This is a genomic window from Arsukibacterium sp. (assembly GCF_041616895.1).
In the GTDB taxonomy this organism is placed as follows: domain Bacteria; phylum Pseudomonadota; class Gammaproteobacteria; order Enterobacterales; family Alteromonadaceae; genus Alishewanella.
Genome location: NZ_JBFJPY010000092.1, coordinates 1 through 13,279, shown reverse-complemented (window position 1 = coordinate 13,279; position 13,279 = coordinate 1). Strand labels below are relative to the sequence as shown.

Genomic DNA, 13,279 nt, shown 5'->3' with positions numbered 1-13,279 from the left:
GCATTAGCATAAATTGTATGCGGCTCTGGAATGTAGCCAAAGGTAAAGTAATCTTCAATGCCTTGATAATAAAAGCTTTTGTCAAAGTCAGGATGGGCAGTCAGAACTTTTAATTCTGAGCCAAACAAAAATTCGCCGCTGGGCAAAAGGCTGTAGAAGAACGGTTTAATGCCCATCCGGTCCCGTGCCATAAACAGCTGCTGTTTCTTACGATCCCAAATAGCAAAAGCAAACATGCCACGAAAATGCTGAACACAGTCTACGCCCCATTCTTCCCAGGCATGAACAATAGTTTCAGTATCGCCATGGGTAGAAAAAATATGGCCGCGGGCTTTTAGTTCCACGGTTAACTCAGCGAAATTATAAATTTCACCGTTAAATACCACGGCAACGTCACCGGTTTCATTAAATAGCGGTTGGTGGCTGCCAGCAATGTCAATTATGGATAGACGACGATGCGCCAGGCCAATACCCGCTTCAAAATGATAACCGTCATCGTCCGGCCCACGATGGGACTGCACGGTATTCATCACCTTTAATACGTTCTGGTTAACCTGATCTGTGTTATTTAGCTGTAAAATTCCGGCAATACCGCACATCTGTTTAACCTTCCTGTTGTTTATTATTATCAAGATACAGGCGCCGATAGGCGCTGACCATGGTATCAAGACTAAATTTCTGCTCTGCGCAAGCTCTTGCATTGTCACCCAGTATTTTCAGCCTGGCAGGTGCTTGCTGACATTGCAGCATCAGCTGCTGCAGTTGTGATTGGTTATTGCTGTTAAATAACCAGCCTGTTGGCTCTGTGGCTGGCTGCTCAGCTTCTTTTGGCTCAGTGCTTACCAGCTCAGGGTTACCGCCGACGTTGCTGGCAATAACGGGCAGACCACAGGCCATTGCTTCTAAAATGGTATTCGATATGCCTTCTGCCAGCGAGGGCAATACAAATACCGAGAGCCCGGGTAAAATAGTGGCAATATCGCTGCGATCGCCAGGTAACCAGCTTTGTTCTGCGAGGCCAGCCGCGGCCAGTTGCTGCTGCAATTCAGTTCGGGTAGGGCCATCGCCGATAACCACCAACGCGGTATTCGCTTTAAAAGCGGCGTGCTGTTGACATAACGCAATATAGGCGGCGATCAGTAATTGTTGATTTTTAACCGCAGCAATCCGGCCGACGCTACCAAAAATAAGCCGGTCTGACTCAGCCAAGGTTGCAGGTAGTGTGGAAGTAGACCGTGTTGCCGGTTGAAAGCGCTCAGTGTCGACGCCGTTACAGATAAGCGTTATGCGCTCAGCTGAAACCCCAATGCGATGTTGCAGGTAGTTTAAGCCTTCGCGCGACAGCGCAATATAGCGCTGAATAATCGGCTTAAACAGCCGCTTTAACATGACATATTTTTTATTTTGCCCAGCGAGATCAGTTAAGTCCCAGCCATGTTCACCGTGGACTCGTTGTGACACTCTGGCCAGCATCGCCGGCAACTGGTATTCCATTGCCGCTAAATTACGGCTATGGCAAACATCGGGTTTAAGCTGGCGAATTAACTTAAAGCAACGCCAAAACGAGCGTAGATCATGGCCCGGGCGTTTATTCAGGCAGTATATCTGGACATTCTGCTGGGTTATCCGCTGATAATAGGCGGCATCATAATCGGTCAAGCAGATAATGCTGTGTCGAAACTCGTCCGGCTTAAGCTGGTTAATTAAATTAACCACACCATTTTCCAAGCCGCCGGTACGAAAACTCCAGAGGATATGACACACATGCACGGTCATGGCTGTGAAACCTGTTTAGCCAACTCGACATGATCTGGAGCCGTCGTGTTAGCGGCAATAATCAGTTCCATGCGCTGAGAAAGTGCGTCGTTAAGTGCGGTACGGGCTTGTTCAGGGTTATCAGTGTAGCTAGCACTTATTGCGAAAAAGCTACCGTGCTGACTAATGTGTAATACTTTACCGAGCGCCTGCATCGCGGTAATAAGGTAGGGATCGGCAGAGAAAAAGTCGCCACTGCCATACCAGTACCATAATAGCCTTTTCTGGCCATTAGCTGCTCTTAAATCCATTTCCTGCAAGCTTAACTGCTGATTGGCCACCTGCAACTGACGCCGTTCGGCACTGGCGGGAGTCCAGTGTGCAGCCTGATAGGGCTGGTTATGCCAGCTAACCAGTTTTTTATCGTCGGTATGCTGGTAAAACGCCGCGTAAAACCAGATTTTATGCTGTTGTTGCTGCCAGGTTCCAGCCAGCTCGGCAGAACTGTCGGTAAACTTTGGTAACATGACCGAGTCAGCAACCGGCGTCAGACTTTGCTGAAGTGGCTGCACCTGAAAACGCGGCTGCTGGGCTAACGGCGGTAACAACAGGTTTGTTAGCAGCGGCAACAACAATACCAAGGCACCACTAAACAATACCAACTTAGGAAGCGGTTTAGTGTCAGCCGTGCCCGAAGTGCTTGCTTGAGCTTGCTTGTCGGCAAAAAAGCCGCCGACAAAGAACATTATAAAAATGACAAATCCGAAAAATAGCCAGCCGTAGATTAAATGGTCAACACCGACGGCATGCTTCATATCGGTCAACGAGGCAATAAGCACAATACCGTAAGCACGGATGCCATTGGCCAAAATCGGCACGATAACCGCAGCAAGGCAAAAAACAGCTTGTTTCAACCGGCTGGTATAAGTCAGGTAAGCGTACAAGGTACCCAGCGCGACTGAGGCGATTAGATAGCGGATACCAGAACAGGCTTCAGCCACCAGAAACAAACCGGTAGGGGTACTTAAATATAAGCCATCACGATACACTGGTATTTGGGTAAGTTGTAATGCAAATACGGTAATGTCTGCAGTAATGTCCTGTAACCAGGGCACCAGGTTTTCACCCATTGGTACGGCAAACAGCAGATAGAGCAGCGGAAAGCGTAATAGTTTTACTTGCTGCCAGCCACAACATAACCAAAGCAACACTGGTAACATCAGCACTACGGCCAGTTGGGTGACGACATTAACCGCGACCGCGTTGGCAAAAAACCAAACAATAACCAGCGCAAGAAGTACTGGTAAGGCTAAATAGGCGGGTTGCAAAGCGGTGGCTTTGATATGCCGGCGTTTTCGCCAGATTAAAAACAAACTGATGGGAAAGATCAAAATACCGTGGGCGTAAGTGTCAGAACGCAGCCAGATCGTTACCATCGACCATAGCGTGTCGGCAAAACATACTAGCCAGACTATAAGCAGCAGTGCCAGGGAAATTGCATAGACTTGTGTTGGTTTCGCTTGCTCAGTTCCTTGAGTCTTCAGCATAATTACTACCCCAGATACCGTGAAATTTTTGGTCCGAGCCACTGGCTGACAGCGAGCGGAAGTTTTTGCCACAATTTTATAAACAACTGATACTTCGGATTATTTGGGCTTAAATTGGGCAGCTCAGCGGCATTGATTAACTGATATTGATAATGCAGCTCTTCGGGCACCATTCCCCAGTGTTTTTTGTAGCTGTAGGCACCGGAGTCCAGCTTGCTACGGCCAAAATCGTAGCTGTCGCAGTTGCGGTCACTCCTTGCATGACACATCAGTTGATAATACATAAAATCATTACTTTTTAGATCCCTGGCTGCACTGACACCACCGCCGTAGTAGGGTAGAACCTGTTGCTTGTAATAAAAGCTGAGCACACTGGATACCGGCTTACCGTCTTTGCGCACCGTTAGGATCTCAGCATCATCACCAAAGACTTTAAGCAGTGACTGAAAAAATGCTTTACTGAACACTGGCGTGCCGAGGTTTCTGACACTCTCAGAATAGGTTTGATAGAAACAGGGTAAGTCCTGGTCGAGGGTAACGGAAAGCTGCTGGTTCAGCGATTGCCGGATCACGGCTCGTTGTTTCTTTTTGATCCCTGCCAGAATGTCAGCATCGGTTTGTGCCAGGGCGCACTGAAAGGTTGCATGCTGTACCCTGGTGATTAATTGATTGTTTTGCGGCTTGCGATAGCGCAATTCCAGATGATCGACGCCAAGCTCTTTAGCCAGGGAGATGGCACTTTGTTCAAGGTGGCGTTTAACGTCTTCTGCGCCTAAAGCGCCGCCATAGACACAAAAAGGGGTAGACACCAACGCATCACCGAATAAGCGACTTTTTACTCTGGCAAGGGGCAATACGCCGACGATTTGCTGATCCAACGTGGCATACAGATAAAAACCCTGATGGCCAAGATCTGCCAGCACCTGCTGCCAGCCAGCAAGATGAAAAAAACTACCATCAGTACTGCTTTTGACAAACTTATCCCAATCCACACTGCGCTTATCGGCCAGTGCTAAGCCTGTTACCTGATACATGCTAATCCTTAGCGTTTAAAATAAGGTTGGTACACTTCATTTACTGAGCGCCAGTTAAAATCCTGTAGCAAACACCCTATTTTGGCTTCCATCCTGTTTAAATTAACATAATGCCGAAAACGCGACTTCAGTGGCGCACCGGCGATCCGCGGTTGCTGCGGATCAATTTCCCAAGGGTGGCAGTAAAACATGTAAGGAATGTTTTTTTGTTTCAGATAGCGTGAAATAAGGCGCCGGGTCAACCAGTAGGGCAGCAACCGAAAATAACCACCACCGGCTATGGGTAATTGTCGTCCCAGCATCGACAACACTGGCATAGGACACTCCCAAATTCCTTCTTTACGTAAATAAGGTTGTTGTGGCCAGTCTGGGGTGCCATACAAATCGTGAATAACAGGGTAGGTACTGGAGCTGTATTGATAGCCGGCTTGTTGCAACGAGGCGAACGCCCATTCGTTTTGTTTACCGATAGAAAAACTGGGCGCACGGTAACCTGTTACCGCAGTGCCGGTGATGTCTTCTAAAAGATTTTTTGCCCGACTGACGTCCTGAAAAAATTCCGTTGGGCTCTGGCTGGTTGCCTTACTGTGGTTATAACCGTGACTGGCAACTTCATGGCCGCGCTGATGAATGTCCTTAACCAGCTCCGGAAAGCGTTCGGCAACCCAACCCAACATAAAAAAAGTGGCTTTTGCCTGATGGGTATCAAACAGATCGAGCAACTGTCGGGTATTGTTTTGCACCCTGGCGGGCATGTTATCCCAATCTGACGGGGTGATATTGCGCTCAAAAGCCGCTACATGAAAATAATCTTCAACATCCACTGTCAGCGCACTGAACACGGAACTACGTTTGTTCATTCGCGTTAACGCCCCTTACCGAATAATACAATTTCTACTGTTCTGACCAGAATTGTTAAATCAAGCAACAAACTGCGATGTTTAATGTAATAAAGATCGAATTTTAATTTCTCCATTGAATCTTCGTCAGTAGCTCCGTAAGGATATTTTAGTTGAGCCCATCCGGTCAGTCCTGGCCTGACATTATGACGCTGACTATAGTAAGGAATGTTTTTTTCTAAAGTACAGACGAACTCGGGGCGCTCTGGTCTTGGGCCAACAAATCCCATTTCGCCTTTGACGATATTCAGTAATTGCGGTAATTCGTCTATTCGATATTTGCGAATATAATGGCCTACACGGGTAACTCGCTGGTCATTTTTTGCAGCGTACTGCGCGCCATTTTTCTCTGCGTTGACCCCCATACTTCGGAACTTGAGAATATTAAAAAGCTTACCGTCAATTCCTACTCGAACCTGTCGATAAAATATTGGCGCGCCCTTTTTTCTGCCATCTTCTAGGTAAATGAGAAGGGCAGTGACCAGCATTATAGGCCAGGTGATCAACAGCATAAATATTGCTAGAACGAGGTTGAGTTTATAATCCAGACTTGTTTTAAATCTGCGGACCAGACTAAAACCGCTACCATAAATCACCCAACTGGGATAAATTAAATTGACTGCGATCTGCCCGGTTTCACGTTCGATAAAATCAAGAATTTCAACAACCTCAATACCACTACTTTTACATTTGAATAAATGTTCGACCGGTAGCATATTGCGGCGCTCGTCACAAGCGATAACCAGCTCATCGATTTTGTTGTCGACCACAAATCTAAAAAGGTCATTCTCGTAGTCAATACTGATTATTTTTTCAGCGGGGATCGTTGCTGTTATATCACCCTCTATTTTTGCGAAACCAACAATTTCGATATAACGTTTGTCTACGTCGCGGCGCATTCTTCGCTCAATAATTGAAGCCCGCTCTCCCGCACCGAGGATCAAAACCCTCCTACGGCTTATTCGTGTAATGTCATGGTAGTGAAATAAAGCCCTGAAGCTTGATAAACTAAGCATTGCCAGCACAGATGACATAGCCAAATAGAGTGAGCCGATATGTAAAAACGGTAATAACAGAAAAACAACACCCTCCAGTAACAAGCCACTAAGCACCAAGGTAATTAAAACACGCTTGAGAATACCGCCATGGTTTTCTCGAAGCTTTTGATCATAGAGGCCAACGGACAGTGCGCACAGCATAACTGCGGCAGAAAAGATAATGGCGTTACCAACTCGAATTTCTAGCAGGATTTGAGGGTTAAATTGATTGTATATATGGCTGGCGATTAAACTTGAAATGCAGAGTAGCAAAAGCTCACCGATTAAAAACAGCTTTTCGGCAAATGTACTTTTTCCATGTCGGCTATACGTGCCCATAACGACTTCCTTGTACGTTTGATGCTTGTGCAGCGCTTTCAACCTTTGCACTGTAGGTAGACAATTTAGCCTATTTATCATGCAAATTCTAGAACAACAGATAAATTTAATTTTGAAAAAAGGCCTCACAAGAGTAAAGTTTTGCGTTATATTAAACTCCGCAGCAAACAAAAGGATGCGTTTTATGATTGCGAACCGACTCTTAGCGGCACTGGTAATGGTGCTGGTATCACTAAGTACTCTCACTGCTTGCTCTTATAGCCGGCAACTCCCGCGAGCCACCGTACAAGAATCTTTGACAACTTCGGTATCAAATTATCAGTATTTGGTGGGCCCAAACGACAGTCTGACCATTTTTGTCTGGCGTAATCCGGAATTGTCCGGCAGCTTTATTGTCAGGCCTGATGGCAAAATTTCCACTTCTCTGGTTGAGGATGTACCTGTCAGCGGTAAAACGCCAACTCAGGTCGCCCGGGATATGGAACAGATACTGGGTAAGTATATCCGTGATCCGGTGGTAACAGTTTCTGTAAACAACTTTACCGGGCCTTACAGTGAGCAAGTCAGGGTAATTGGTGAGGCGACCAATCCGCAGGCAGTTAGTTACCGGGAATATATGACCGTGCTTGATCTGATGATAGCAGTTGGTGGCCTGACAGAATTTGCCGATGGTAACGGGGCCAAATTAGTCCGGACCAGCAGTGGTGGTCAGGTAACGTATAGCCTGAGGCTGGACGATTTAATCCGCGATGGCAACATTAGCGCTAACGTAGATATTTTGCCTGGTGATATCGTGATTATTCCTGAAGCATGGTTTTAGTTCTGAGAAAGCTGGCAGTAATGGAGTGGTTGTTCATGGAGGATAAATGAGAGAATTGCAACAGGCGATAGAACTGGTACATACCTATTTGCAGGGTATTTGGCTGCGCCGGCGCTATATTGTGATAACGGCCTGGCTAATTTGTCCTGTCGGCTGGTTTTATGTGTACAGTCTGCCGCCAACCTATGAGGCCAGTGCCCGCTTATTTGTAGAAACCCGCACCTTTTTGGAGCCGTTGCTGCGTGGTCTTGCGCTTCGCAGTAACACCGATGAAGAAATAAAGTTGATGGCCAGAACGCTGTTAAGCAGGCCAAATCTGGAGAAGATTGCCAGAGCAACTGATTTAGATATTCAGGCAAAAAACGAGAAGCAGTTTGAAGCGTTAATTGATTCGCTACAAAAAGAAATAAAAATTGCCGGTTCCGGTAGAGAGAATATCTATGTTATCTCTTATAGCAATCCTGTGCCTCAGCGAGCGCTGAGTGTGGTGCAGGAAACACTCAACACCTTTGTTGAAAATCGCTTGGGTTCCAGTCGGGCCGATTCTCAGGCCGCAGAAAGTTTTTTAAATAATGAAATTACCGAGTATGAAAACCGCCTGATCGAGGCGGAGTTACGCTTATCCGATTTTAAAAAGAACCGGATGGCGATGTTGCAAGGCAATGAAAGTGATTATTACAGTCAGCTTACTCAGGAAAAACGTCAGCTTGAGGCCGCCAGACTGGAGCTTAGAGAGCAGGAAACCCGCTTAGCATCTGCCAGAAGTCAGTTGGTAGGGGAGGAGCCAGTGTTTGGTGTTATGCCCTTTGCTGGCAGTACCGGAGGTGGTGTAGCGACTCAGTATGATGAGCGGATCCGCAGCTTAACGGCACAGTTAGATGGCTTACTAATCCGCTATACGGAAAATCATCCCGACGTACAGGAAACCAAACGGTTGCTCGAGCGTTTAAAAAGTCAGCGTGAAGAGGAGTTGCAGTTCGTTGCGGCAAACTCGCCGCAAGGTAATACTGGCAGCAGCTTTAATCAGAATCCGGTCTATCAGGAATTGCGGATTAATGTAGCCCGACTGGAAACTGAAGTGGCATCGACCAGGGTAAGAGTTCAGGCATACGCGGACAAAGTTGAACAGCTGGAAAGTAAGTTGAATTTGATCCCGGAAATTGAAGCAGAATTTACTGGTTTGAACCGTGATTATCAGATTACTAAATCAAAATATGAAGCTTTGCTGGGTAAACGCGAGCAAGCAGAATTATCGCGCCGTGCTGAAGCAACGGAGCAGGATGTACAGTTTAATATTATTGAGCCGCCACGGGTGCCCTTAACGCCCTCAGGACCGCCGCGTGGTTTGTTATACACGGTAGTGCTGCTGTTTGGAGTGGCAGGAGGTATTGCCATGGCTTTTTTACGCAGCCTGATATCTCCGGTGTTGTCCCGTGCATCGCAACTGCACAGTATTACCGATATTCCGGTTTTTGGGGTGGTGTCGCATACTGAGAAAAGCGCTATTTTAAAACAGGTAAGATTGCATTTTTTCTATTTTACCGCGTTAAGCGGCGCTTTAGTGTTGTGCTATTTAGCCTTATTAAGCAATGAAATGCTATTTGGCCGGTCAGCCGAGATGTTGTTAAGGGTAATCCGATGAGTACTATTGAGAAAGCGCTAACTAAGCTGAATCGCGATAACACCGGGCGTGCTGAAGATAGTGACCAGCATACCGAACAGAAAACTGCACAGAAAACTGAACAGAAAACTATGGTGCAGCGCGCTACCGAGCATGACGTATCTTCTGCGAAAGCTGTTGCATCGCCGCAACCGGATAAACACGACGGCGCGGCGCACACCGTGCAGCTCGATTTAGCGTTGCTTGAGAAAAATAACTTTGTGTCGTTGTCTAAAGATCGCCGGCTGATAAATGAAGAGTACCGGGTCATTAAACGTAAACTGATTAATAATGCGTTTGGTGCGCTGAGTAAAACCCTGGAACATCCTAATTTGATCCTGGTTAGTAGCTCGAGGCCAGGCGAGGGTAAAACCTTCTCTGCGATAAACCTGGCGCTAAGTATTGCGCTGGAACAGGATAAAACCGTATTACTGGTGGATGCGGATGTACTGCGACCTAATGTTAGTAAAACACTTGGTATCAGTCACCATTTAGGACTTACCGATTATTTACAATCAACCAGTGTTACAGTACCCGATATCCTGTTGAGTACGAATGTTGAACGGCTGAAGGTTATTACCGCAGGTTCTCCTCATCACTTATCAACCGAACTGCTTGCCAGTGAGCGAATGTCGCAACTGGTTGATGAGTTTTCCACCCGTTACCCTGATCGGATCGTGATATTTGATGCCCCGCCATTACTCGGGGTAAATGAAACGGCGGTGATGGCAGCAATGTGTGGCCAGGCCGTGATTGTGGTGGAAGAAAACCGGACCCGCCTGGCTGAAATAGAGCAGTCGGTCTCCTTACTGCCAAAAGAAATGGCAGTTGGTTTTTTAATTAACAAAGCACACCGGAACCAGGGAAAAGGTTATGGTTATGGCTATTATTATGGCGCAAGTTAAGGCACGAGGTTTATTACCAGCTGGTATGTTGCTGATAGCCGTGGCAGGTACCCAGCCAGCAATTGCTGCAGAAATCGAGATATCACCTCAGATCCGGGCCAGTACCTATGCATATCAGATAGAGCAGTTTGAGAGTAATGGCGCTGGCGACGGTGCGGCTATTGCGTTGTCTCCTTCTATCGATTTTTTATTTAATTCAAAAACACTGCAAACCCGCTTCAGTTGGCAGCACGAGTCGATGTTTTATGAAGATGATCAACGGCGCAACAGAAGTTATGACGAATTTGCGTTTAATAACATTGTGTCGTTATTTAATGAGCGGTTGACGTGGGGAGTTAATGCCCGCAATAGTTATCAGATACGTAATACTCAAAATGGTTTATTCAGTGATAAAATTACCGCAGCAGGTGATCTGAGTAAAGCCACATCTTACGGCAGCTTTATTAATCTGAATACTGCCTCATACAGTGATTTAAACGCTGCGTTGCGAGTGGAATATAATCACAGCGAATACGACCAGCCCGATATTGATGATGGCTTGCCGGCTTTTGAAAATGACAGTTATCGAGCCGGTGTACTCTTAGCAAGCCGTGATCGCTCGCGCACTGCGTTCTGGCGCTTAGAGGGGGCTGTAGGGAAAACGCAGCGTCAGCAACGTCGTGATTACGACAACCGGGCAGCAGAGGCCGTCGTTGGCTTACCTCTGTCATCCCGTTTATCGTTGATTGCCCGTGGTAGTTACGAATTTACTGATAACAATAATTTTTATCGGAACGAATTTAGTTCCTATGGTGGTGGCATTGAACTGAAACTGGGGCGGGTATCCTGGGTTAACGTGTCTGTTAATAAATCTAATATTAAACGTTTTGATGAAGATGATGAAGAAAACACCTACTGGGCAACAGAGTTTTACCTGGCGCCAAGTCGGCGTTCTTCTTTGGAGGGCTCGTACGATCGGCGTTATTTTGGCCGGACTGCCAGTTTAACCGGACAATATAATATCCGGGCGTTAACGGCTCGGTTAAGCGTATCGGACACGGTCCGAACCCAGACTTCTTTAGATCGGGAGTTAACCGATTTAGGTATTTTTGTCTGTCCGATAGGTACTACCGAATTTACCGATTGTTATCGTCCGCCTAACGCTAATTATATTCCCCAGCCTGGTGAATCGTATCAGCAGGTTACTGACGTGGGCGTTGAGCTCGATCAGGAGTTAGTGCTTAGCCGCTCAACCAGTTTTGCCCTTGGTTATACTAAACGGCGCTTGAGTTTAAATTTACTGCTGAACGTCAGCGACATTGAGTACGTTGAGCGCAACGATGAACAGACCAGTCAAAGTGTTAGCTTACAGACAGGCTGGCGCCTCAATGAGCGAAGTAGCATTAACGCGGCGTTGCGGATTTATAAACTGGATTACCAGTTTGCTGACCGTAAGGATGATAACATTCTGCTCTCTGCCGGGTACGATCTGACCTTATCGGAACAGTCGGAAATGTCGATATCGTTGCGCCGGACAGAACGAAACTCCAGCATTGACCGGTTTACCGCCAGTGAAAACCGGGTATGGCTAAGCTACCGTTATAGCTTTTAGTATAGCGTTTAGCCGCTAACGGGCGTGGGCCCGCCTAGCGCTTAGTTTTCTTTATGTGGAGTGTCTAACAGCTGTTTTTGTTTTTTCAGCAGCTGATCAAGCTCTCTGGCCAGCTTTACTTTCTGCTCTAATGAGCTGTCGAGCATTGCACTAACTTCTGTTAGCACCTCAGCACTAGCGGCTTTGGTGTGTTTTTCGGGCGTGGGGGCAACCTGATTAGCCACTTCCTGCGACAGTTCAGAGATCACAGCCTGCAGATCATTTTCATTAATGCTGGTTAGCTCTTCCAGATAGCCATAAAGCATCACTCTGTCCATCAACAAATTAATTTTTCTGGGGATACCACGACTAAAATGCTGAATATGGGGGTAACAGTTATCTGCGATTAAACCTGCTTTAGCGCCTGCCTGATTTAACCTGAACTCGATATAAGCCCGTGTTTCGTCAGTTTGTAGCGGCGTTAAATTTGATGAAGCAATAATGCGTTGACGAAACTGCTCCATATTGGGTGCCTGAATAATCGGGTTTAATTCGTTTTGGCCAAGTAAAAAACTTTGCAATAGTGGTTTACCATTTACCTGAAAGTTTGACAGCATTCTCAGCTCTTCAATAGACTCCAAAGGCAGGTTCTGCGCTTCATCCACAATGAGCAGGGCACGACGGTGCTGGGCATGCAGACGCTTCAAGAAACTGTATATGGCGTCCAGGTAACTGGCTTTGTTATGTTCTGTGACCGCCAGGTTAAAACTGGATGCAATCATTCTGATCAGGTCGTCAGGATCCAGCTTGGACGTCACTATTTGCTTAGCAACAATTTCGTCCTGATTAAGCTGATTAAGAAGCTGATTAGCGATGGTCGTTTTGCCGGTACCAACATCACCGGTAATAACAATAAAACCTTCACCCTGAGTTAAGCCATATTGCAGGTAGGCCAGCGCGCGTTTGTGCAGTTTACTGGCAAAAAACCAGTTCGGGTTAGGGGTGAGCTGGAAAGGACGCTCTTTTAAACCATAGTAAGACTCGTACAAAATAATATCCTTATCAATTGGTGAGCAAACACCGCGACCGCGAAGCATCAGGTCTGGTGATAGTTCAGCAGATGTACACTGGGTGTAGTGTATACAAAATCAGCTCTGAAAACGACAATTGCGGCTGAATAAGTATAAATGACGTCTGAGCCAATAATATTGATGCTGATGATTAATATTCTTTAAAAGCGGCGATAGAAACTTATCAAAAATCAGCAGGCTGGGGCTATGGTTGCGTTAATTTCCGCCGGAAAGTTTAAAAAATGGCCGAACAAGATTTTGGCCAGAAAAAACTGTTGACACATTTACGGTGTCACCCTAGAATGCGCCCCGTGTTCAGCGATAACGTTACGGCGAGATGGCTGAATATTAAAGTGTGGGGCTATAGCTCAGCTGGGAGAGCGCTTGCATGGCATGCAAGAGGTCAGCGGTTCGATCCCGCTTAGCTCCACCAAGATTTCCAGTGCGTCCCCTTCGTCTAGAGGCCTAGGACACCGCCCTTTCACGGCGGTAACAGGGGTTCGAATCCCCTAGGGGACGCCACTTAATCTTGACACTTTAACGTAACACCAGACTGTATCATGCGTCCCCTTCGTCTAGAGGCCTAGGACACCGCCCTTTCACGGCGGTAACAGGGGTTCGAATCCCCTAGGGGACGCCAATT

General features: G+C 46.7%; 10 protein-coding genes, 3 tRNA genes and 1 pseudogene. 7 read left to right on the top strand and 7 right to left on the bottom strand.

Annotated features, from left to right (window positions below):
- The 6 genes and pseudogenes from ABY802_RS13580 to ABY802_RS13555 form a co-directional block, all read right to left on the bottom strand.
- Nucleotides 1–599: pseudogene (locus ABY802_RS13580) on the bottom strand (asparagine synthetase B); the annotation flags it as partial.
- Nucleotides 600–603: 4 nt separating this feature from the next.
- The gene (locus ABY802_RS13575) at nt 604–1,776 is read right to left on the bottom strand and encodes a TIGR03088 family PEP-CTERM/XrtA system glycosyltransferase (RefSeq protein WP_372627670.1); all 1,173 of its coding nucleotides are present in this window, start codon (nt 1,774–1,776) and stop codon (nt 604–606) included.
- Entirely contained in the window at nt 1,773–3,302 is a 1,530-nt protein-coding gene (xrtA, locus tag ABY802_RS13570) for an exosortase A (RefSeq protein ID WP_372627669.1), read from the bottom strand. Before xrtA ends, ABY802_RS13575 begins: the two co-directional genes overlap by 4 nt.
- A gap of 5 nt (nt 3,303–3,307) precedes the next feature.
- The gene (locus ABY802_RS13565) at nt 3,308–4,336 is read right to left on the bottom strand and encodes a FemAB family XrtA/PEP-CTERM system-associated protein (RefSeq protein WP_372627668.1); all 1,029 of its coding nucleotides are present in this window, start codon (nt 4,334–4,336) and stop codon (nt 3,308–3,310) included.
- A gap of 8 nt (nt 4,337–4,344) precedes the next feature.
- Nucleotides 4,345–5,196: an XrtA system polysaccharide deacetylase gene (locus ABY802_RS13560; RefSeq protein ID WP_372627667.1), complete on the bottom strand. Its 852-nt coding sequence runs from the start codon at nt 5,194–5,196 to the stop codon at nt 4,345–4,347.
- Nucleotides 5,197–5,201: 5 nt separating this feature from the next.
- Nucleotides 5,202–6,611 (bottom strand): TIGR03013 family XrtA/PEP-CTERM system glycosyltransferase, encoded by a 1,410-nt coding sequence (locus ABY802_RS13555; protein ID WP_372627666.1) that lies wholly within the window; start codon nt 6,609–6,611, stop codon nt 5,202–5,204.
- A gap of 184 nt (nt 6,612–6,795) precedes the next feature.
- Between ABY802_RS13555 and ABY802_RS13550 the strand changes: the two genes are divergently transcribed.
- The 4 genes from ABY802_RS13550 to ABY802_RS13535 are packed head-to-tail and all read left to right on the top strand — an operon-like array spanning nt 6,796 to nt 11,587.
- On the top strand, nt 6,796–7,431 hold the full coding sequence (locus tag ABY802_RS13550; protein ID WP_372627665.1) for an XrtA/PEP-CTERM system exopolysaccharide export protein: 636 nt from the start codon (nt 6,796–6,798) through the stop codon (nt 7,429–7,431).
- A gap of 46 nt (nt 7,432–7,477) precedes the next feature.
- Complete coding sequence (locus ABY802_RS13545; RefSeq protein ID WP_372627664.1) at nt 7,478–9,073, top strand: XrtA system polysaccharide chain length determinant; 1,596 nt, start codon at nt 7,478–7,480, stop codon at nt 9,071–9,073.
- The gene (locus tag ABY802_RS13540; RefSeq protein WP_372627663.1) at nt 9,070–9,996 is read left to right on the top strand and encodes an XrtA-associated tyrosine autokinase; all 927 of its coding nucleotides are present in this window, start codon (nt 9,070–9,072) and stop codon (nt 9,994–9,996) included. The genes ABY802_RS13545 and ABY802_RS13540 overlap by 4 nt, the downstream gene beginning before the upstream one ends.
- Entirely contained in the window at nt 9,971–11,587 is a 1,617-nt protein-coding gene (locus tag ABY802_RS13535) for a hypothetical protein (RefSeq protein WP_372627662.1), read from the top strand. The genes ABY802_RS13540 and ABY802_RS13535 overlap by 26 nt, the downstream gene beginning before the upstream one ends.
- A 41-nt stretch (nt 11,588–11,628) precedes the next feature.
- Here the strand turns inward: ABY802_RS13535 and ABY802_RS13530 are convergent, their stop codons facing one another.
- Complete coding sequence (locus ABY802_RS13530) at nt 11,629–12,615, bottom strand: XrtA/PEP-CTERM system-associated ATPase (protein ID WP_372627661.1); 987 nt, start codon at nt 12,613–12,615, stop codon at nt 11,629–11,631.
- A 378-nt stretch (nt 12,616–12,993) separates the two neighbouring features.
- On the opposite strand from ABY802_RS13530, the gene ABY802_RS13525 reads away from it, so the two are divergent.
- From ABY802_RS13525 to ABY802_RS13515, 3 genes are all read left to right on the top strand, one after another.
- Nucleotides 12,994–13,069, top strand: a tRNA-Ala gene (locus ABY802_RS13525).
- Between the two features lie 13 nt (nt 13,070–13,082).
- Nucleotides 13,083–13,158: transfer RNA gene (locus ABY802_RS13520), tRNA-Glu, on the top strand.
- A 42-nt stretch (nt 13,159–13,200) separates the two neighbouring features.
- Nucleotides 13,201–13,276, top strand: a tRNA-Glu gene (locus tag ABY802_RS13515).
- The last annotated feature ends 3 nt before the right edge of the window (nt 13,277–13,279 follow it).